The following is a 20010-nucleotide window of genomic DNA, read 5'->3' on the forward strand; positions in this document are numbered from 1 at the left end:
CGCCGTGCGAACGGGTGCGGCCGCGGCTCCCGGGGCCGTACCGGTGACGACGCGAGCAGTGCTCGCCGTGGTGAGCGTCGCTCCCGCGAGCGGCGCAGGCAGACGTGGGGCAGGTCGCATGAGCGAGTCCTCACAGCGAGGGCACGCCGGTGACGGCGTGCCGACTGGACGATTCGCTCCCACTGGTCCGGCAGACCGTAGCGGCAACCGCCGCCAAGGAAAAGAGGAGTCGTCCAAATTCGCGGGCGATTGCCTTCGACTCTTCGCGCGTCTTGACGGGGTCTCCTCGGGTCTGCACAGTGGGAGCGCTCCCACTGGTTCAGAGCTTGACCGTGCCCCCTCCGCGCACCGCCCCCGTCTCCCGAGCCGCGAGGAGAACCACCCCATGCCGCCACGATCACGACCGCGAAGAGCACGCGGATTCCTGGCCGCGCTCACCGCCGTACTCGCCCTGCCCGCCGGACAACTCGCCGCCGGACCGGCGGCCCAGGCCGCCGGCGTCCAGTGCAGCGTCGACTACCGGACCAACGACTGGGGCTCCGGCTTCACCGCCGAGCTCACCCTCACCAACCGCGCCACCACCGCCCTCGACGGCTGGACCCTCAGCTACGCCTACGCCGGTGACCAGAAGCTGACCAACGGCTGGAACGGCACCTGGACCCAGTCCGGGAAGACCGTCACCGTCACCGCCGCCGGCTGGAACCACACCGTCGCAGCGGGCGCCGCCGTCACCACCGGCGCCCAGTTCTCCTACACGGGCACGAACACGGCGCCGAACTCCTTCTCGGTCAACGGCACCCCCTGCACCGGTGCCCACCAGGCACCCGTCACCGTCCTCACCAGCCCCGCGCCCGGCGCCGTCCACACCGAGGGCGACCCGGTCCCGCTCGCGGCCACCGCGGCCGCCGCCGACGGCGCCGCGATCGAGAAGGTCGAGTTCTACAGCGACACGACCCTGCTCGGCACCGACACCACCGCCCCCTACACGCTCGGCGTCACCTCCCTGCCCGCCGGCGCCCACTCGCTCTACGCCGCGGCGTACGACTCCCTCGGAGCCAGGGGAGAATCGCCGCCCGTGGGCATCACCGTCGCCGCCGGCCCCGCGCTCGTCGCCACCCCCGCCCAGCTCGCCGTACGCCAGGGCGGCACCGGCACCTTCGAGCTGAAGCTCTCCACCCGGCCCGCGGCGGACGTCACCGTGAACGTCGCCCGCACCTCGGGCGTCACCGGCCTCACCGCGAGCCCGGCCGGCCTCACCTTCACCCCGGCGAACTGGAACACCGCCCAGAAGGTGACCGTCAGCGCCGCCGCCACCGGCACCGGCACGGCCGTCTTCACCGCGACCGCCCCCGGCCACGCCAAGGCCGAGGTCACCGTCACCCAGCTGGCCGCGAACTCCACGTACGACGCCCGCTTCCTCGACCTCCACGGGAAGATCACCAACCCGGCCAACGGCTACTTCTCGCCCGAGGGCATCCCGTACCACTCCGTCGAGACCCTGATCGTCGAGGCTCCCGACCACGGCCACGAGACGACCTCGGAGGCGTACAGCTACCTCGTCTGGCTCCAGGCGATGTACGGGAAGATCACCGGTGACTGGTCGAAGTTCAACGGCGCGTGGGACACCCTCGAGAAGTACATGATCCCCACGCACGCGGACCAGCCCACCAACTCCTTCTACGCTCCCGGCAAGCCGGCCACCTACGCGCCCGAGTGGGACCTGCCGTCCCAGTACCCGGCGAAGCTGGAGCCGTCGGCGACCTCCGGCTCCGACCCGCTCGCCGCCGAGCTGAAGAGCGCGTACGGCACCGACGACATCTACGGCATGCACTGGATCCAGGACGTCGACAACGTCTACGGCTTCGGCAACGAGCCGGGGAAGTGCTCCGCCGGGCCGACGGCGACCGGACCCTCGTACGTCAACACCTTCCAGCGCGGCCCCCAGGAGTCCGTCTGGGAGACCGTCACCCACCCGACCTGCGACAACTTCTCCTACGGCGGCAGGAACGGCTTCCTCGACCTGTTCACCGGCGACAGCTCCTACGCCAAGCAGTGGAAGTTCACCAACGCCCCCGACGCCGACGCCCGCGCCGTCCAGGCCGCCTACTGGGCCGACGTCTGGGCCAAGCAGCAGGGCAAGGGCGCCCAGGTCGCCACGACCGTCGGCAAGGCCGCCAAGATGGGCGACTACCTGCGTTACGCCATGTTCGACAAGTACTTCAAGAAGGTCGGGGACTGCGTCGGGCCGACCGCCTGCCCGGCCGGCACCGGCAAGAACAGCGCCCACTACCTGATGTCCTGGTACTACGCCTGGGGCGGCGCCACCGACACCTCGTCCGGCTGGGCGTGGCGGATCGGCTCCAGCCACGCGCACGGCGGCTACCAGAACCCGCTGGCCGCCTACGCGCTCAGCTCGTACGCCCCGCTGAAGCCCAAGTCCGCCACCGGTGCCGCCGACTGGAGCACCAGCCTCAAGCGGCAGCTGGAGTTCTACCGCTGGCTGCAGTCCGACGAGGGCGCCATCGCGGGCGGCGCCACCAACAGCTGGCAGGGCCGCTACGCCACCCCGCCGGCCGGCACGCCCACCTTCTACGGCATGTACTACGACGAGAAGCCGGTCTACCACGACCCGCCGTCCAACCAGTGGTTCGGCTTCCAGGCATGGTCGATGGAGCGCGTCGCCGAGTACTACCAGCAGACCGGTGACACCGCCGCCAAGGCCGTGCTCGACAAGTGGGTCGCCTGGGCCCTGTCGAAGACGACGGTCAACCCCGACGGCACCTACCGCGTGCCCTCCACCCTCCAGTGGTCCGGCGCGCCCGACACCTGGAACGCCGCGAACCCCGGCGCCAACAAGGGGCTGCACGTCACCGTCGCCGACTACACCGACGACGTCGGCGTGGCCGCCGCCTACGCCAAGACCCTGACCTACTACGCGGCCAGGTCCGGCCACGCGGAGGCCAAGCGGGTCGCCAAGGCCCTGCTCGACGGCATGTGGACCCACCACCAGGACCCGCTGGGCATCGCGGTCCCGGAGACCCGCGCCGACTACAACCGCTTCGACGACCCCGTGTACGTCCCCGGCGGCTGGACCGGCACCATGCCCAACGGCGACACCGTGAACTCCTCGTCCACCTTCGCCTCGATCCGCTCCTTCTACGCGGACGACCCGGCCTGGCCGAAGATCGAGGCCTATCTGGCGGGCGGCGCCGCCCCCGTCTTCACCTACCACCGCTTCTGGGCCCAGGCGGACATCGCCCTGGCCATGGGCTCGTACGCGGAGCTGCTCGAATAACCGCCGCCCCGCGAAGAGAAGCGGACCCGCGTACGACACGGCCGGGCGGACCCCTGCGGGGGCCCGCCCGGCCCTGTGCCGTGGGCGGAGCGGCTCATGATCTCCGGAAGGAAGGCCCAGGTCTCCGGCGAGGTGCGGCGCGGCCCCGCGAGGAACGATGCGGCCCTGCGATGCCCCGTGCAGACCCGGCGAGGTGCGGCGCGGCCCGCGCATCCGGTGCGGCCCCGGCCCGCTCGGCAGGCCGTCGTCCCGGGCCGGGCCCCGTCTTCCGGTCTTCCGGCCGGAGGGGTAGGGTCGGCGCCGCGCACACTGTCGAAGCGCTTCACCGACGGACCCCGGAACAGAGCAAGGCGAAGCAACACGAAGCGCCACACCACCACTTGACGGGATCTCGCGGAAACGGGGCGGAGAAGAGCGTGGTCACCCTCGCGGACGTCGCCCGCCACGCCGGAGTCGCGGCCGGCACCGTCAGCCATGTGCTGAGCGGCAAGCGGTCCACCTCCGCTGCCACCCGCGAGCGCATCCAGCACGGCATCGAACAGCTCGGCTACCGCCCGCACGCCGGCGCCCGGGCCCTGGCGAGCAGCCGGACCGACGTCCTCGCCCTGATGATGCCGCTGCGGACCGGCATCCACGCGCCCGTCCTCATGGAGATCGCGACGGCCGTCACCACCACGGCCCGCGCCCACGGTTACGACGTCCTGCTGCTCACCGGGGAGGAGGGGCCCGAGGCGATCCGCCGCGTCGACGGCAGCGCCCTCGCCGACGCGTTCATCGTGACCGACGTCGGACTCGACGACCCCCGCCTGCCCTCCCTCAAGGCCGCCGAACGACCCTCCGTCCTCATCGGGCGGCCCGCCGACACCTCCGGACTCAGCTGCGTGGACCTCGACTTCGAAGCCGCCGGGGCCCGGTGCGTGGACCACCTCGCCGCGCTCGGACACCGGCAGATCGCGGTCCTCGGCGAACCCCCCGCCGTCTGCGCCCGCGGCACCGGCTCCGCCGAACGCACCCTGCGCGGCCTGCGCACGGCCGCCGCCGCGCACGGTGCCGGCCTGCTCCACCGGCCCACCGCCGCCGGCCACGCCGCCGTCGCCGCCATGCTGACCCGCGTCTTCGAGGAACGCCCCGCCACCACCGCCCTCGTCGTCCGGAACGAGGCCGCCGTCGAACCCCTCCTCACCGTGCTCCGCCGCGACGGCCGCGCCGTCCCCGAGGACGTCTCCCTCTTCGCCGTCTGCGCCGGACAGTCCGCCGCCCAGGCGTCCGCACCGCTCACCTCCATCGGCGTCCCCGCCCAGGAGATGGGCCGCCGCGCCGTGGAACGGCTCGTCGCCCAGCTCGGCGGACAGGAGCCGCCCGGCACCGTCCTGCTCGCCCCCGAGGTCGACGACCGAGGCAGCACGGGCCCGGCGCCCACCGCCGCGCCGGCGCGGTGAGGGGCGAGGACGAGGCCGAGTTCCGCGCCTTCTTCGAGCGCCACTACGCCGAACTCGCCCGCTTCGCCCACCTGCTGAGCGGTGAGCCCGAGGCCGCCGACGACCTCGCCGCCGACGCCATGGTCGCCCTGTGGCACCGCTGGGACCGGGTGCGCGGCGCGGACCGCCCCCTCGCCTACGCCCGGGGCGTCGTCGCCCACCTCGTCCGCAGCCGCATCCGTGGCGCCGTGCGCGAACGGCGCCGGATCGCCCTGTTCTGGGACCGGCGCGCCGAGCACAAGGACGACCCCGACGTGCCCGCCGTCCTCGACGTACGGGCCGCGCTGCGCGCCCTGCCCTTCCGCAAGCGCGCCTGCGTGGTGCTGCGCCATGCCTTCGACCTGTCGGAACGCGACACCGCCCGGGCGCTCGGCATCTCCGTCGGCACGGTCAAGAGCCAGACCTCCAAGGGCATGGCCGAGCTCCAGCGACTGCTCGGCCCCGGGGCCGCCTCCGAACTGGCCGGAAGGAGGGCCTGATGGACCTGCCCGAGAGGGACCACGACGAGACCGCGGGCTGCGACGAGCCGCTCCGCGCCGAGCTGCGGGAGGCCGCCGCCGCCCACGTGCCCGACCGGGCCCGGATGCTCGCCCGGGTCGAGCGGGGCCTCGCGGCCCGCCCGGCGGCCCCCGCCGCCCGGCCCGCGCCCTGGCTCCGGGCGGCCGGGGCGGCCCTCGCCGTCGTCGCCGTCGTGGCCGCCGCAGCCCTGGTGGTGCCGGTGCTGCCCGGCCCCGACGGCCCGCCCGGCCCGGCCGTTCCCGCCGCCACGGGAAGCACGTCCGCCACGGCGACCGCCCCCGCCACCGGAACGGCTCCCACCGGAACGGCACCCTCCACAGGAACCGCACCACCCACCGGCACCGCACCCGCCATTACCGGCACCCCTTCCACCGCGGCCACCACCGGAGCCCCGCCCGCCCCGACGCCCCTGCCGCTCACCGTCACGGGTGTCATCGACCCCGGCAGCAACCGCTACTGGGCCCAGAGCGACCTCACGCTGACCGTCCCGGCGCCGCTGACCGCGCTCACCGTCGAACTGCGCGTCGCCCAGACCGGCGGCGTCGCCTCCACCGGCCACTGGCGCACCCTGCCGCCCGAGGACTTCACCGTCTCCGTACGGGAGGCGGACGGGGCCCTCGTCTACCGCTGGACCCTCAAGGCGGGCCGCACCGCCCCGGCCGGCCGGCACGTGTTCGCCGCCCAGTACGACCACGCCGAGGGCGAGCGGGCCGCCGAATCCGACACGTACACCGTGACGGCCACGGACGCCTCGGGCCGCCGGGCCACCGCGCACGGTGGCTTCGCGCCTCGACAACGACCACCACGATGACGTTCACCGACGGCATCCGGCTGATGAGGAGGGCGTCCACGCCTCCTACGCCGAGGTCCGCGGCCTCGGCGCGCGCCGACCGGTTCACCGCCGACGTCTCCGCCAGGCAGGTCCGCACCCGGGGCGACACCCTCGACCCGGCCTGATCACGCCCGATCACTTCTCCCCGGCCACCGGCGTCATCGGCGTGCGCCTGGCCCACCACGCCGAAGGGGCGGCCGGAGAGCCGCGCCTCCGGCGTGGTGGAACCGGCCGCTCGGATCAGGAGGCCCGGTAGAGCGGGTCCCTGCCCAGCTCGTGCTCCATCACGGCCCGGCGCACACTCGTGACGAAGCCGTTCCAGTAGGCGGCGGCGTCCGGGTTGCCGGCGCTCGGCACACCGGCGGTGGCCCGCCGGTTGGCGGCGCCGGAGAAGTTGCCGAACATGGCGGCGCGCAGGGCGGTGGAGATCTCCAGCTGGGCGCCGGCGCCGGTGCGGGTGCGGTTGACGATGTTGGCGGGGTCGTCTCCGTTGAGCGGGTCGTCGGCGCCGGCGACGACCACGGTCACGTTCCCGGTCGTGGTCAGACCCGATGCGGCGAACGCCGCCGCCAGGTTGCGCCGGAGCCGGGTGTCCCGCCCGCCGATGACCACCTTCTTCTGCACGTCCTCGGCGAAGCCGTGGAGGGAGACGGCGTACAGGTTGTTCGCGCACACGGCGAGCGCGGCCGGATCGTCGCAGTTGGTCGACGTGACGTGCTGCGTCCCGGAGTTCTGCAGCGCCTCGAACATCCAGTAGTCGCGCTGCGTCTCGCCCGGCAGCGCCGCGGCCGACGGGTCGGTGTCGGCGTCGAAGGGCCGGTAGCCCGCGATGGCCATGCACAGCTCGCTCGTGCCCGCCTCGATGCCGCCGCCGTGCGGGGCGAGGACGGCGGTGCTGGTGACCGCGTGGCTCGACGCCTTGGTGTTGTCGGTCAGCGTGACCGGTGCGCCGATGCGGAAGCGGCGCATCCAGTCGATGCCCTCCCTGGCGGCGGCCTTGGTGTACAGGTCGCTGTTGGTCTTGTACGTGTCGGCCGCCGCCGCGACCGCCGCCCCGTCACCGACGAGGGCGTTCAGGGTGGGCAGGCCCGCGGCCACGGCGGCCACGGAGGCGAGGACGGTACGTCTGCTGGTAGGGGTCATGGGGTGATCCTCCACGATCCGGCCGGGACCCCCACCGGCGGGTGCGCGCAGGACGGGAGGGGGCCCGGCGCCGAAAGGGGCGGGCCCTGGACCGTTCCGCGTCCCGCGGGCCTCAGCCGGGGATCGCGACCCGCGGGGACAAGCTCCCCGTGGGGGGGCGCGAAAAGGGGCGACGGCGCGCGCGTACACCGGTGCCACCTCGTCGGAGGCGACCGCGCCGGTGTCGGTGACGCGCAAGCGGACCCGTACGACGTCCCCGTCGAGCCGCGCGGTGACCTCCCCGGAGCCGAACGAGGCGGAGGACATGCCGTGTCCGGGGAAATTCGGATGCCCCCGGCCCACCGGTGTCCCTAGCCTTCCGCCATGGACAGCGGACCCGCCCTGATGAACGTCATCGACGTCGAGGCCACCTGCTGGGACGGGCAGCCCCCGCCCGGCGCGGTGAGCGAGATCATCGAGATCGGCCTCACCGTCGTCGACCTCGCGGCCCGGCGCCGCGTCTCCCGGCACGGGATCCTGGTGCGGCCCGCCCGTTCCGAGGTCAGCGCCTTCTGTACCGAACTCACCGGCCTCACCCCGGCCGACGTCGCGCGGGGCGTCACCTTCGCCGAGGCCGTCCGGATCCTCGCCGACGAGTACGACGCCCGGCGGCGCCCCTGGGCGAGCTGGGGCGACTACGACCGCAAGCAGTTCGAGGCGCAGTGCCGGGCCACCGGGGCGCCCTACCCGTTCGGCCGCCCCGCCGAGCGCGGCCACACCAACGCCAAGGCCGTGTTCACCGAGGCGTACGGGCTGCGGAAGCGCCCCGGCATGGCGGGCGCCTTGAAGACCGCCGGGCTGCCCCTGGAGGGCCGCCACCACCGGGGCGAGGACGACGCCTGGAACATCGCCGCCCTCGTCCTCGACCTCGTGGGCCGCGGGGCCTGGCCCCGCGAGGAGCCCTAACGGCCCGCCCGGCGCTTGTTCCAGACGTCGAAGCCGACCGCCGCGAGCAGCACCAGGCCCTTGATGACCTGCTGGTAGTCGGTGCCGACGCCGACCAGCGACATGCCGTTGTTGAGGACGCCGAGCACCAGACCGCCGATGACCGCACCGGTCACCTTGCCGATGCCGCCGCTCATCGACGCCCCGCCGATGAACGCGGCGGCGATCGCCTCCAGTTCGAAGGTGAGGCCGGCCTGCGGCGTGCCGGCGTTCAGCCGGGCCGCGTAGACGCAGCCGGCGAGCGCCGCGAGCACCCCCATGTTCACGAACACCAGGAACGTGACCCGGCGGTCCTTCACGCCCGACAGCTTCGCCGCCGCCTTGTTGCCGCCCAGCGCGTACACGTGCCGGCCGATGACCGTGTGGTTCATCGCGTAGCCGAGGCCCACCAGCAGCACGCCCATCACGAGCAGCACCACGGGCACGCCGTGGAAGCTCGCGAGGGTGAGGGTGAAGGCGACGACGGCCGCCGTGATCGCCACGCACTTGAGCACCCACAGGCCGGTCGGCAGCGGGTCGAGCTCGTACTCCGCCCGCCGCCGCCGGTCCCGGGCCTCGCGCACCAGCAGCGTCACCACCACGGCGAGACCGAGCAGCAGCGTGGGGTTGTGGTACTGCGTGTACGGGCCCGTCTCGGGCAGGAAGCCCTTGGCCAGGTTCTGGAAGCCCTCGGGGAACGGGGCGAGCGAACGGCCCTCCAGGAAGATCTGGGTGAGACCGCGGAAGAGCAGCATGCCGGCCAGCGTCACGATGAACGACGGAATGCCGAGATACGCGATGAAATAGCCCTGCCAGGCGCCCGCCGCCGCCCCGACGAGCAGGGAGAGGAGCAGGGCGAGCAGCCAGGGCACGTCGTGGCGGACCATGAGGACCGCGGCGAGCGCCCCGACGAACGCGGCCAGCGACCCCACGGACAGATCGATGTGACCGGCCACGATCACGATCATCATGCCCATGGCGAGGATGAGGATGTAGCTGTTCTGCTGGATCAGGTTGGAGACGTTGTTCGGCAGCAGCAGCGTCCCGTCGGTCCATATCTGGAACAGCACGACGAGGAAGGCGAGCGCCACGAGCATGCCGTACTGGCGCATGTTCGCCCGCAGCCCGGCGACGAGCAGCGCGCCCGCCGACGGGCGGTCCGGCCGCCCGGCGGGGGCGTCCTGCGCGGAAGGGATGGTGGTCGTCATGTCGGGGCCTCAGCTTCCGCTCAGGGTCATGTGGCGCATCAGGGTTTCCTGGGTGGCCTCGGCGCGGGCGACCTCGGCGGTCAGCCGGCCCTCGGCCATCGTGTAGATCCGGTCGCACATCCCGAGGAGCTCGGGCAGCTCCGAGGAGATGAGCAGCACCGCCCGCCCCTCGGCGGCGAGCCGGTCGATCACCGTGTAGATCTCGTACTTGGCGCCGACGTCGACCCCGCGGGTCGGCTCGTCGAGGATCAGCACCTTCGGGTCGGCGTGGATCCACCGCCCGAGGACCACCTTCTGCTGGTTGCCGCCGGAGAGCCGGCCGACCTCCTCGAGGACCGTCGGCGTCTTGATGTTCAGACCGGTGCGGAAGTCCTCGGCGACCCTGCGCTCCTGGTGCTCGTCCACGGCCCCGCGCCGCGTCATCCGGTGCAGCGAGGCCAGCGAGATGTTGCGGTGGACCGTGTCGACCAGGTTCAGGCCGTACCGCTTGCGGTCCTCCGTCACGTAGGCGAGCCCCGCCGCGATCGCCTCCGGGACGCTCGCCGTGTTCGCCTCCCGGCCGTCGACCGCCACCGTGCCGGCCACGTAACGGCCGTAGGAGCGCCCGAACAGCGACATCGCGAGCTCCGTGCGGCCCGCCCCCATCAGCCCCGCGATCCCCACGATCTCGCCACGGCCCACCGTCAGCGACACGTCGTCGACGACCGTGCGCCGCCGGTCGAGGGGGTGGCGGACCGTCCAGCCGCGCACCCGCAGCGCCTCCCGCCCCGCGTCCGCGCCCGCGTACGGAGTCCGCTCGGGGAAGCGCCGGTCGAGGGCGCGCCCCACCATGCCCCGGATGATCCGGTCCTCGGAGACGTCCGGATCGGCGTCGGGCGTGGCCCGGACGGTGAGCGTCTCGACCGTCCGCCCGTCGCGGAGCACGGTCACCGTGTCGGCGACGCGCCGGATCTCGCCCAGCTTGTGCGAGATGACGACACAGGCGATGCCCTGGGCGCGCAGCTCCAGGACGAGACCGAGCAGGGCGGCGCTGTCGGCGTCGTTGAGCGCCGCGGTCGGCTCGTCGAGGATGAGCAGCTTCACCTCCTTGGCGAGCGCCTTCGCGATCTCCACCAGCTGCTGGGCCCCGACGCCGAGTTCCGACACGGGCGTGCCGGGGTGCTCGCGCAGCCCGACGCGCCTCATCAGCCGGACGGCCTCCCGCATGGTCGCCGGCCAGTCGACGACCCCGCGCCGGGCGCGCTCGTTGCCGAGGAAGAGGTTCTCGGCGATGGACAGGTGCGGGACGAGCGCCAGCTCCTGGTGGATGATCACGATGCCGTGGCGTTCGCCGTCGCGGATGCCGCGCAGCGCGAGGGGCCTGCCCTCGAAGAGGATCTCGCCCTCGTAGGAGCCGTGCGGATGGACTCCGCTGAGCACCTTCATCAGCGTGGACTTGCCCGCGCCGTTCTCCCCGCACAGGGCGTGGACCTCGCCGGGACGCACCGTCAGCTCCACCCCGTCCAGGGCCTTCACACCGGGGAAGGTCTTGGTGATCGACCGCATCTGAAGCACCGGCGGCCGGCTCATGAGAGCTGGTCCGCGGTGAAGTAGCCCTCGCGGACCAGGAGCTGCGTGTTGGTCCGGTCGATGCTGACCGGGTCGAGGAGGTACGCCGGGACGGTCTTCTTCCCGTTGTCGTAGTCCTTCACGTTGTTGACCTCGGGCTTGCGGCCGTCGAGCACCGCGTCGCCCATGGCCACCGCCCGCGCGGCGAGTTTCCGGGTGTCCTTGAAGACGGTCTGGGTCTGCTCCCCGCGCATGATCGACTTCACCGAGGCGAGCTCGGCGTCCTGTCCGGTGACCACCGGAAGCGGCTGCCCCGGCGTGCCGTAACCGGCGCTGCGGAGCGCGGAGATGATGCCGATCGACATCCCGTCGTAGGGGGAGAGGACCGCGTCGACGCTCTCGGCGCCGTAGTTCTTGCTGATCAGGTCGTCCATCCGGCGCTGCGCGGTGCCGCCGTCCCAGCGCAGGGTGGTCGCCTGGTTCATCCGGGTCTGCCCGCTGCGGACGACGAGCTGACCGCTCGCGAGATACGGCTGGAGCACCTTCATGGCGCCGTTCCAGAAGTAGCGGGTGTTGTTGTCGTCCGGGGAGCCGGCGAACAGCTCGATGTCGTACGGCTTGCCGCCGGTCCTCGCCGGGGCGCCGAGCCTCAGCTTGTCGACGATGTAGCGGGCCTGGAGCTCACCGACCCGCTCGTTGTCGAAGGAGGCGTAGTAGTCGACGTGCTCGGTGCCCATGATGAGCCGGTCGTAGGAGATCACGGGGATGCCGGCGTCGTGGGCGCGCCGGAGCACGTCGGTCAGGGCCGACCCGTCGATCGCGGCGACGACCAGGAGCCGCCGGCCCTTGGTGATCATGTTCTCGATCTGGGCGATCTGGTTCTCGACCTTGTCGTCGCCGTACTGCAGGTCGGTCTGGTAGCCGGCCTTGCGGAACTGCTCCGCCATGTTCTCGCCGTCGGCGATCCAGCGCTCGGACGCCTTGGTCGGCATGGCGAGGCCGATGGTGCCTCCCTTGCCCTTGTCGGACTGGTAGCGGCTGCCGCCCCGGGCCTCCTGGCCGCAGCCGGCGAGCAGCGTGGTGAACAGGGCGGCGGCCGCGGCGGCGCGCAGCGTGCGGGTGCGCATGGATCAGTTCCCTTCGGTCGCGGGGAAGCGGCGGAGCTCGCCGGGCAGCCGGGAGCCGAGCGGCGACATGCCGCCGGCGGCGCCGTGCCGGGCCAGCAGATCGAGGACGAGCCGCCCGCGCCGCACCCGCTCGCGGGCGGTGGCGAGGGCGTGTTCGCGCAGATGGGCGCCGTAGGGGTAGATGCCGGCCGCCCTGCTCAGGCCGAACTTCAGATAGAGCGGCGCCCCGCGCCGGATCAGTTCGGCCGTCTCGTACATGCGGACGTAGCCGCCGAGGTCGTCCGGCGCCTCCACGTAGAGGTCCATCGGTGCGCGGCTGGCCCGCCGGATCTCCGTGAGGTGGGCGAGCGAGAGGTCGGAGGGCACGTTGAGCGAGTCGGCGCCGAGCCGCTCGTACAGCGCGTACGAGGCGGGGTTGACCGGGCCGATCAGCGCCGACACCTTGAACGTGGTGTCGGCGGGCAGCACTCCAGCGGTCCGCAGCCGGTGCAGGGTCCACAGCACGCCCTCGTCGGCGACCAGCAGGCACCGCACGCCGAGTTCCGTGGCGCGGACGGCGTCCTCCACGCACCCGGCGAGGGCGTCGTGGCCGCGGGCCCGCAGTCCCGCGCCGCCGGAGTCGGTGCGGGTGGCGGCACCGATGTCCCAGGTGCCGCGCGGCCCCGTGAACAGGCAGAGTTCGACGGAGCGTTCGGCGCACGCCTCGACCATCTCGGTGATCTCGTCGTCGGTGAGCATCCACACGCCGCTGCCCTGGCTGATCCGGTGCACCGGCACGTCGAGCCGGGTGCTCTCCTTGAGGACCTCGGTGAGCGCCTCGGGGCCTTCGACGGACGGGATCTCCGTGCGCCAGGTCCCGCCGTCGGGGAAGGCGTGCGGGGAGGTGTCGGCGGCCTCGGCGGCGGGGACGGGGTGGCCGATCCGGGCGAGCGCGGCGGCGCCGGGCCGGCGGGGTGGTGCGGGCAGAGCGGTCACGGCAGGACCCTTCTGTTCGATATATCGGACGTCGTTCGCATGTGAGGGCGGCGAGGAAGCCGCCCACGGCACACGGCCGTACGCGGCACACGGCGGCACACGGCTGCAGGTGGCACGCGGCTGGAGAGCGGTGTACGCGGGCGGGCACGCCACACGGTCGTACGCGACCGGCCCCGCCCCCTCAGGGGCGCAGCAGCACCTTGCCGGTCCCCGGATCCCCGCCGCCCACCAGGGCGAGGGCCTCCGCGAACCGCTCCAGCGGGAATTCGTGGCTGATCAGCGCCCCCGGATCGAGCACGCCCTCGCCGAAGGCGGCCACCGCCCCGGCCCAGTCCGCGGAGGACGCCCCGAAGACGCTGCGCACCTCGAGCTGGCTGACCGAGAGGTGGACGGGATCGATGCCCACCGCCCCCTCGGTGAACATCCCGGTGAGCACCACCCGGCCGCCCCTGCGGGCGAGCAGGCACGAGGACGCCGCCGTGGTCGGCGCGCCGGCCGTCTCCACCACCAGGTCGAAGCGGCCGTGTGCCGCCGCCTCCGCTTCCCCCGGGGCCAGCACGCCGGTCGCGCCCTGTGCGAGGGCCCGCTCACCGCGGGCCGCCCGGGGTTCGACCACGGTCAGCGCGGCGGGCGAGGAGGCGGCGAGCAGCTGGACGGCGAGCAGACCGAGGGTGCCGGCGCCGACGACGGCGATCCGCTCACCGGGGCGGGGCCGCCCGGCCCGTACGGCGGCGGTGACCACGGCGGCCGGTTCGAGCAGCGCGGCGGCCCGCAGGTCGGCCCCGTCGGGCAGGAGGTGCAGCAGCCGGGCCGGGACGACCACGTGGTCGGCGAAGGCACCGGGCTCGGTGAACCCGGTCTCCGCGTAACCGCCGGTGCACAGGCTGGTCTCCCCGCCGCGGCACCGCTCGCAGTCACCGCAGCTGCGGAAGCCCTCGGCGACGGCCCCGCGGCCGACGAGCGCCGGGTCACCACCGGGGCCCACCGCCTCGACGGTGCCCGACCACTCGTGGCCGGGCACGACGGGATAGCGGACGTAACCGGGTGCGCGGTGGCCCTCGTACAGCTCGCGGTCGCTCAGGCAGATCCCGGCGGCGGCCACCCGCAGCCGCACCTCACCGGGGCCGGGCCGGGGCACCGCACGCCGCACCAGCCGGTGGACCCCGGGCTCGGGGACGAGGACCGCGCGGCTCACGGCCGGCGCCGGTGCCGGAGTCGAGGCCGAGTCCGGTGCCGGCACCGGTTCCGTGGGCCCGGGCGCTCGGAGGGCGCCGCTCATTTCGGTGCCCTCCGCTCCCAGCCCTCGGCCCACAGGTCGAAGCGGGCCCGCTGCTGCGGGAACTCCGCGGCGGCGTCCACGTCCAGCTCGACGCCGAGGCCCGGCGCGTGCGAGATCTCGAAGCAGCCGGTCTCCGGGTCGACCCGGGGCGCCCCGCGCACGATCCCGGTGATCTCCGCGTCGGCGAAGTCGTTGAAGTGCTCCAGGATCTTGAAGTTCGGGGTGCAGGCCGCCAGTTGGAGGGAGGCGGCGGTGAGCACGGAACCGCCCACGTTGTGCGGGGCGACCATCACGTAGTGGGTCTCGGCGGTGGCGGCGAGCTTGCGGGTCTCCAGGATGCCGCCGATGTGCCCGAGGTCCGGCTGGATGACGTCCGCCGCCTGGGACTCGAAGAGTTCACGGAACTCGATCCGGTCGTGGATGCGTTCACCGGTCGCGATCGGCAGGTCCACCTTGTCGGCGACCTTCTTCAGCGCCTTGAGGTTCTCCGGCGGGACCGGCTCCTCCAGCCAGGCCGGCCGGAAGGGGGCCAGCTCGCGGGCGAGCCGCACCGCCGTGGCGGGGGAGAAGCGCCCGTGCATCTCCAGCATCAGCTCGGTGTCCGGGCCGATCGCGTCACGGACCGCCTCGATGAGGGAGACCGCGTACCGCGAGCGCTCGGCGTCCAGTTCGAGGTGGCCGTTGCCGAACGGGTCGATCTTCAGGGCCCGGTAGCCGCGCGCGACCACCTCCTGGGCCGCCTTGTGGTACGCCTCCGGGGTGCGCTCGGTGGTGTACCAGCCGTTGGCGTAGGCCTTGACCCGGTCCGTCACCCGGCCGCCGAGCAGCTGCCACACCGGCACGCCGAGGGCCTTGCCCTTGATGTCCCAGCAGGCCGTCTCGATCACGGCGATGCCGGACATGACGATCTCGCCGGCCCGGCCGTAGTCGCCGTACTTCATCCGCCGGACCAGGTCCTCGACCGCGAACGGGTCGGAGCCGGCGATGTGGTTGGCCTCGGCCTCGCGCAGATAGCCGATCAGCGCGTCGGTGTGGCCGAGCATGCGGGTCTCGCCGACCCCGGTCAGGCCCTCGTCCGTGTGGACGAGGACATAGGTGAGGTTCCTCCAGGGCGTTCCGACGACATGGGTGGTGATTCCCGTGATGCGCACGGCAGATGCTCCCCGATGGTCGAGCGATGCGATATGTTCGAGATATCGTCACGCGTTCGAAATGGTGGCGCGACCGTACGCAGCCGTTCCGGGGGTGTCAATGGTGCGCGCGGCCATTGCCCGCGAACCGCCGTCTGGCTAGCCTGAGTTCGTCATACCGACCGATGGTCGGGATATCGAACGACAGAGGGGCGGGGTGGACGGCCATGGGGCGTCTCGTACCGGCGGTGACCAGGGCATTCGACATTCTCGAACTGTTCCTGCAGAGCGACGACACCCTCTCCGCCCCGGAGATCACCCGCAAACTCGGGCTCCCGCGCACCACCACGCACGAACTGCTCACCACCCTCGCGGCCCGTCACTACCTGACCGCCGTGCCCGAGCAGCCCGGCCGCTACCGCCTCGGCGTGCGCACCCACCAGCTCGGCAGCCGCTTCTCCGAACAGCTCGACCTCGCCGCCGAAGGACGGCGCGTCGCCCAGGAGACCGCCGACACGTGCGACGAGACCGTCCACGTCGCCGTCCTGGAGGACCTGGACGTCATCTACATCGCCAAGGTCGACTCCACCCACGCCGTCCGCATGGTCTCCGCCGCCGGCCGCCGCCTGCCCGCCCACTGCACCTCCGTCGGCAAGATGCTGCTCGCCTCCCTGCCCGAGGCCGAACTCGACGCCCGCATCGACGGCCGCGAACTCACCGCCATGACTCCGGACAGCATCACCGACCCCGCCGCCCTGCGCGCCGAACTCGCCGCCATTCGCGCCCGGGGCACCGCCACCGAACACCGCGAGTCCAACCCGGACGTCTCCTGCGTCGCCGCACCCGTACGGGACGGCTCCGGGCGGGTCGTCGCCGCCCTGTCCATCTCCGTGCCGGTGATCCGCTGGAGCGAGGAGCGCGAGACCGAGCTCGCCGAACTCGCCGCCCGGGGCGCCGCCGACCTGTCCCTGCGCCTCGGCCACCGGACGGCCCCGCGATGACGCCGCCGGCCGCCGAGGTCGCCGTGCGGACCGACGCAGCCCTCGGCGAGGGCCCCACCTGGGACGCGGCCGGCGCCCGCCTGATCTGGGTCGACATCCTCGGCTCCCGCGTCCACCACTACGACCCGGCGACCGGCGCCGACCGCGCGACGGACGTCGGCCAGCACGTCGGCGCCGCGAAACCCCGCGCCGGCGGCGGACTCGTCGTCAACCTCAGGGACGGCGTCGGCCGCTACGACCCCGACGGCACCTTCACCTGGCTGCGTCACCATCCCGTGCCCGGCCGCCGCGGCAACGACGCCGCCGTCGCCCCCGACGGCAGCCTCTGGGCCGGAACCATGCGCTACGACGAGCGCGAGGGCGGCGGCGACCTCGTCCGCCTCGGCCCCGACGGCACCGCCACCCCGCTCCTGACGGGCGTGGCCGTCAGCAACGGCATCGGCTGGAGCCCCGACCGCCGCCTCGCGTACTACGTCGACAGCCCGACCCGACGCGTCGACACCCTGCGGGTCGAGGACGGCCGCGTCGTCGAACGCCGCCCCTTCGCGACCGTCGCACCGGACGCGGGCTTCCCCGACGGCCTCGCCGTGGACGCCGACGGCTGCGTCTGGGTCGCCCTGTGGGACGGCGGCCGGCTCCACCGCTACACCCCGGCCGGCACCCTCGACCGCACCGTCCCGCTGCCCGTGCGCCGGCCGACCGCCTGCGCCTTCGGCGGCCCCGGACTGCGCGACCTGTACGTCACGACCGCCCGCACCGGCCTGGCCGACCCCGAACCGCTCGCCGGCTCCCTGCTGGTGCTGCCCGGCATGGGAGAGGGACTGCCGGCCACGCCCTTCGCCGGCTGACCGACGGCCCGCCCGCCGGGCGGTCAGGCGCCGGGCGTGCCGTGCGGGTCCCAGCCGCCCAGATACGCCGACCGGGTCGCCGCCGCGGCCTGCCCGGCCGTCAGCTGGGGCCGGTTCTCCGGGACCAGCACCTCCGCGCCGGGACCGGTGTTGCGGTACTCCGCGAACCGCTGCCGCTGCCACGGGTGCGCCTCGCGCATGTTCGCGTACGGGGCGAGCGCGTCGATCCCCGGCCCGAGCACGCTGTCGCGGACGACCAGGGACGGCCGGGCCGTCGGGTCCGAACCCGGCACCCACGGCCGCGCCAGCTTGTAGAAGCCGTCCGGAGCCTCGCCGGTCACCCGGCAGCGCGACGCCAGGAAGCCGTACGGGGTGGCCCGGGCGGTCGACGGCGCGAAGACGAAGCCCAGCGGGGAGTCCGTCCGGTCCTCCCGCGGCAGCGTGTGGAACCGGCAGTGCTCGAAGACCGCGGTCGCCCGGCCGAAGACGAAGTCGACGTCGCCCTCGACGTGGCAGTGCGCGAAATGCTGCCGGGCGACGTGGGACAACGCCATGGAGTCGGCGTACAGGGTGTCCTGGTGGCCCAGGAAGCGGCAGTGGCGGAACGCCGACCGGTCGCCCTGCACCTTCAGCGCCACCGCCTGCGTCCCGCTGGTCCCGGGCAGGTCGCCGCGCAGGAAGTCGTTGGCGAAGGTCACCCAGTGGGCGCTGAAGCCGTCGGCCTGCACGCTGGTGGTCGCCGAGCCGGTCGTCCCGTACGGCGTCCCGTCGGGACGGAGCGTGCCGGCCGCGTTGTCGTAGACCACCACGACGTCCCGGGCGTTCTCGCTCGCCCCGATCCACGTCATGTCCGTACGCTCCCGGCTCACCGCGACGGTCTCGCGGTACCTGCCGGGCGCCAGGACCAGTGTCCACCCGGCGCCCCCCGCGGCCGACACCGCCGCCTGGACCGAGCGGTGGTCGCCGAGGCCGCCCGGGTGCACGTACAGCGTGCGCGGGGTGAGCCGAGCCGAGGGCGAGCCGAACCGGCCGAAGGGACGGCGGCGTTCCCGCGCGTGCGCACCGGCGGACCCGGCGAGGGCGAGAGCCGCGCCCGCGCCGGAGGCGAGCAGGGCACGACGGCTGAACGAAGGCATGAGGAGGCTCCTCGCGAGAGGGAAGGGCAGAGGGGAGTGGAGGCAAGCGGGGGAAGGACCGGCGCGGGCCGCCCGACAGAGCGGCGGCGCGCCACCGGCCGCGCGGAACGCCGCCCGCGAACGCCGCCGCCACGGGAGGCGGACGGCGCCGCACCGGCCGTACGGGAGCGGGCAGGGCTCAGCGCGGGGAACGGCCCGCGCCCGCGCGGTGGCCGATCAGACCCGGCAGCGCCTGCGGCCGGTCGACCCGGGCGCGCAGCACGGGCGTCCAGCCGGCGTCCGCGCGCAGCACCTCGCCGGGGAACTCGGCGTTGTGCACGGCGAGCAGATCGACCGCCCGCCCGTTGACGAGGTTCCCGGACGTGGTGACGGGGGCGTCCTTCCACTTCTTGAGGATCCTCCCGGCCGGGACGCCCCCGGCGAGCGTGAACGCGTTCTTCTCCGCGACCAGCTGGGACTCCTGTCCGATGCCGAACGAGTACGCGTACGCGGCATGCGGCACCACGAAGTGGTTGTTGTACGCGTCGACCTTGCCGAACCGGACCCGCGGCGCCCGCTCGACCACGTTCCGGAAGAGGTTGTGGTGCAGGGTGACCCGCAGCTTCCCGCGGTCCGTGGCGCCCGCGCCGTCGCTGTTGCCGATCATCAGCGTCTTGTCGTGGTCGGCGAACACGTTCCACGAGGCCGTCACCAGGTCGGCGCCCCGCACGACGTCCAGTTCGCCGTCGTGCTGCTGGTACAGCTCCCCGTAGTACGACGGCAGGGAGGAGTCCGGACGGGCGCCGTCGGTGAACGTGTTGTGGTCGATCCACACGTGCGTGGAGCCGTACACGACCATGCTGTCGTACTCGGAGTTCCACGCCCCCGTCGCCCCGTCCGTCGGGTCCCACTGCGGGAAGCAGTCCAGCGGGCTCTCCAGGGTGAGGTTGCGGACGATCACGTTGTCCACGCCGGTGATCTGCAGGCTGCCGCCGGTGATCCCGGCGGACCGCCCGACTCCGACGACGGTGGTGTGGGCGGGCACCTTCACCTTGATCGCCCGGCCCTGGCGGGCCGCCGACGCCGCCCGCAGCTCTTCCTGCGGGCCGCTGACCTCCCTGTCGTACCCCCACACCTTCGGGTCGTACGCGGCGAGGTAGGCGCCGAAGTCGTAGCCGGGCTCCTCGAACGCCGAGCAGCCCCCGGCCGTCGCGTCCAGCGTGCCCACCACCCGGACGATCCTCGGCTCGCCGCCCGGAACGGCGAGCGCCGCCCGCAGCTCCTCCCAGGTCGTGACCGTGAAGACCCGGGACGCGACGGCCGCGGAGCCACCGGTCGTCCCGGTGCCCTCCGAGGCCCAGCCGTCCCCCGCGCCGAGCACGGCCCGCTCGGGGGACGACGCCGACAGCCCCGCCTGCCCCGCCTGCTCCGCAGGCCCCGCCTGGGCGGCGGGCACCGGGCCGGCGATCGCCGCCGCCAGCGCGAGCGCTCCCGCCGCCCACGCCTTCCCGCCGTGCCGCGCTCCCCGCACGCTCCGCTCGTGACCCAT

At 73.5% G+C, this 20010-nt stretch carries 17 protein-coding genes; 8 read left to right on the plus strand and 9 right to left on the minus strand.

Annotated features, from left to right (window positions below; genetic code table 11):
- Positions 1 to 385 precede the first annotated feature (385 nt).
- The 5 genes from ABD954_RS32525 (at position 386) to ABD954_RS32545 (ending at position 6249) form a co-directional block, all read left to right on the plus strand.
- Positions 386 to 3295 (plus strand): glycoside hydrolase family 48 protein, encoded by a 2910-nt coding sequence (locus ABD954_RS32525; protein ID WP_345491523.1) that lies wholly within the window; start codon positions 386 to 388, stop codon positions 3293 to 3295.
- 416 nt (positions 3296 to 3711) lie between these two features.
- Positions 3712 to 4734 (plus strand): LacI family DNA-binding transcriptional regulator, encoded by a 1023-nt coding sequence (locus ABD954_RS32530; RefSeq protein WP_345491525.1) that lies wholly within the window; start codon positions 3712 to 3714, stop codon positions 4732 to 4734.
- Positions 4731 to 5252, plus strand: coding sequence for a SigE family RNA polymerase sigma factor (locus ABD954_RS32535; protein WP_345491527.1), 522 nt, complete (start codon positions 4731 to 4733; stop codon positions 5250 to 5252). Before ABD954_RS32530 ends, ABD954_RS32535 begins: the two co-directional genes overlap by 4 nt.
- Positions 5252 to 6103: a hypothetical protein gene (locus ABD954_RS32540; protein ID WP_345491529.1), complete on the plus strand. Its 852-nt coding sequence runs from the start codon at positions 5252 to 5254 to the stop codon at positions 6101 to 6103. The genes ABD954_RS32535 and ABD954_RS32540 overlap by 1 nt, the downstream gene beginning before the upstream one ends.
- Positions 6100 to 6249 (plus strand): hypothetical protein, encoded by a 150-nt coding sequence (locus tag ABD954_RS32545; protein ID WP_345491531.1) that lies wholly within the window; start codon positions 6100 to 6102, stop codon positions 6247 to 6249. The genes ABD954_RS32540 and ABD954_RS32545 overlap by 4 nt, the downstream gene beginning before the upstream one ends.
- A 115-nt stretch (positions 6250 to 6364) precedes the next feature.
- Here ABD954_RS32545 and ABD954_RS32550 read toward each other — a convergent pair whose 3' ends face one another.
- Positions 6365 to 7267 carry a poly-gamma-glutamate hydrolase family protein gene (locus ABD954_RS32550; protein ID WP_345491533.1) on the minus strand — a complete coding sequence of 301 codons (903 nt, stop codon included), beginning with the start codon at positions 7265 to 7267 and terminating at the stop codon, positions 6365 to 6367.
- A 363-nt stretch (positions 7268 to 7630) separates the two neighbouring features.
- Between ABD954_RS32550 and ABD954_RS32555 the strand changes: the two genes are divergently transcribed.
- A complete protein-coding gene (locus ABD954_RS32555; protein ID WP_345491535.1) occupies positions 7631 to 8212 on the plus strand; it encodes a 3'-5' exonuclease in 582 nt (193 codons plus the stop codon).
- Here ABD954_RS32555 and mmsB read toward each other — a convergent pair.
- The 6 genes from mmsB to ABD954_RS32585 all read right to left on the minus strand — a co-directional run bounded on the left by mmsB (position 8209) and on the right by ABD954_RS32585 (position 15518).
- Positions 8209 to 9438: a multiple monosaccharide ABC transporter permease gene (gene mmsB / locus ABD954_RS32560; protein ID WP_345491536.1), complete on the minus strand. Its 1230-nt coding sequence runs from the start codon at positions 9436 to 9438 to the stop codon at positions 8209 to 8211. The two genes, ABD954_RS32555 and mmsB, sit on opposite strands and share 4 nt — an antisense overlap.
- A gap of 9 nt (positions 9439 to 9447) precedes the next feature.
- Positions 9448 to 11007: a multiple monosaccharide ABC transporter ATP-binding protein gene (gene mmsA / locus ABD954_RS32565; RefSeq protein ID WP_345491538.1), complete on the minus strand. Its 1560-nt coding sequence runs from the start codon at positions 11005 to 11007 to the stop codon at positions 9448 to 9450.
- A complete protein-coding gene (chvE, locus tag ABD954_RS32570; RefSeq protein WP_345491540.1) occupies positions 11004 to 12113 on the minus strand; it encodes a multiple monosaccharide ABC transporter substrate-binding protein in 1110 nt (369 codons plus the stop codon). Before chvE ends, mmsA begins: the two co-directional genes overlap by 4 nt.
- 3 nt (positions 12114 to 12116) lie before the next feature.
- A complete protein-coding gene (locus ABD954_RS32575; protein ID WP_345491542.1) occupies positions 12117 to 13088 on the minus strand; it encodes a hypothetical protein in 972 nt (323 codons plus the stop codon).
- A 181-nt stretch (positions 13089 to 13269) separates the two neighbouring features.
- Positions 13270 to 14283, minus strand: a complete 1014-nt coding sequence (locus ABD954_RS32580; protein ID WP_345491544.1) for a zinc-dependent alcohol dehydrogenase — start codon at positions 14281 to 14283, stop codon at positions 13270 to 13272.
- A gap of 80 nt (positions 14284 to 14363) precedes the next feature.
- Entirely contained in the window at positions 14364 to 15518 is a 1155-nt protein-coding gene (locus tag ABD954_RS32585) for a mandelate racemase/muconate lactonizing enzyme family protein (RefSeq protein ID WP_345491546.1), read from the minus strand.
- Between the two features lie 206 nt (positions 15519 to 15724).
- On the opposite strand from ABD954_RS32585, the gene ABD954_RS32590 reads away from it, so the two are divergent.
- Together ABD954_RS32590 and ABD954_RS32595 are read left to right on the plus strand one after the other, a co-directional pair.
- Positions 15725 to 16498: an IclR family transcriptional regulator gene (locus ABD954_RS32590; protein WP_345491548.1), complete on the plus strand. Its 774-nt coding sequence runs from the start codon at positions 15725 to 15727 to the stop codon at positions 16496 to 16498.
- Positions 16495 to 17346 carry an SMP-30/gluconolactonase/LRE family protein gene (locus ABD954_RS32595; protein ID WP_345491550.1) on the plus strand — a complete coding sequence of 284 codons (852 nt, stop codon included), beginning with the start codon at positions 16495 to 16497 and terminating at the stop codon, positions 17344 to 17346. The genes ABD954_RS32590 and ABD954_RS32595 overlap by 4 nt, the downstream gene beginning before the upstream one ends.
- 23 nt (positions 17347 to 17369) lie before the next feature.
- On the opposite strand, the gene ABD954_RS32600 is transcribed toward ABD954_RS32595, so the two are convergent.
- On the minus strand, positions 17370 to 18482 hold the full coding sequence (locus ABD954_RS32600; RefSeq protein WP_345491552.1) for a pectinesterase family protein: 1113 nt from the start codon (positions 18480 to 18482) through the stop codon (positions 17370 to 17372).
- 178 nt (positions 18483 to 18660) lie between these two features.
- The gene (locus tag ABD954_RS32605; protein ID WP_345491554.1) at positions 18661 to 20010 is read right to left on the minus strand and encodes a pectate lyase family protein; all 1350 of its coding nucleotides are present in this window, start codon (positions 20008 to 20010) and stop codon (positions 18661 to 18663) included.

It is taken from the genome of Streptomyces roseoviridis (genome assembly GCF_039535235.1).
In the GTDB taxonomy this organism is placed as follows: Bacteria; Actinomycetota; Actinomycetes; order Streptomycetales; family Streptomycetaceae; genus Streptomyces; species Streptomyces roseoviridis.

Coding starts and splice junctions, on each gene's coding strand:
- ABD954_RS32525 (WP_345491523.1), top strand. CDS start 386: ATGCCGCCACGATCACGACCGCGAAGAGCACGCGGATTCCTGGCCGCG.
- ABD954_RS32540 (WP_345491529.1), top strand. CDS start 5,252: ATGGACCTGCCCGAGAGGGACCACGACGAGACCGCGGGCTGCGACGAG.
- ABD954_RS32545 (WP_345491531.1), top strand. CDS start 6,100: ATGACGTTCACCGACGGCATCCGGCTGATGAGGAGGGCGTCCACGCCT.
- ABD954_RS32550 (WP_345491533.1), bottom strand. CDS start 7,267: ATGACCCCTACCAGCAGACGTACCGTCCTCGCCTCCGTGGCCGCCGTG.
- ABD954_RS32555 (WP_345491535.1), top strand. CDS start 7,631: ATGGACAGCGGACCCGCCCTGATGAACGTCATCGACGTCGAGGCCACC.
- mmsB (WP_345491536.1), bottom strand. CDS start 9,438: ATGACGACCACCATCCCTTCCGCGCAGGACGCCCCCGCCGGGCGGCCG.
- mmsA (WP_345491538.1), bottom strand. CDS start 11,007: ATGAGCCGGCCGCCGGTGCTTCAGATGCGGTCGATCACCAAGACCTTC.
- chvE (WP_345491540.1), bottom strand. CDS start 12,113: ATGCGCACCCGCACGCTGCGCGCCGCCGCGGCCGCCGCCCTGTTCACC.
- ABD954_RS32590 (WP_345491548.1), top strand. CDS start 15,725: ATGGGGCGTCTCGTACCGGCGGTGACCAGGGCATTCGACATTCTCGAA.
- ABD954_RS32595 (WP_345491550.1), top strand. CDS start 16,495: ATGACGCCGCCGGCCGCCGAGGTCGCCGTGCGGACCGACGCAGCCCTC.
- ABD954_RS32600 (WP_345491552.1), bottom strand. CDS start 18,482: ATGCCTTCGTTCAGCCGTCGTGCCCTGCTCGCCTCCGGCGCGGGCGCG.
- ABD954_RS32605 (WP_345491554.1), bottom strand. CDS start 20,010: ATGGGTCACGAGCGGAGCGTGCGGGGAGCGCGGCACGGCGGGAAGGCG.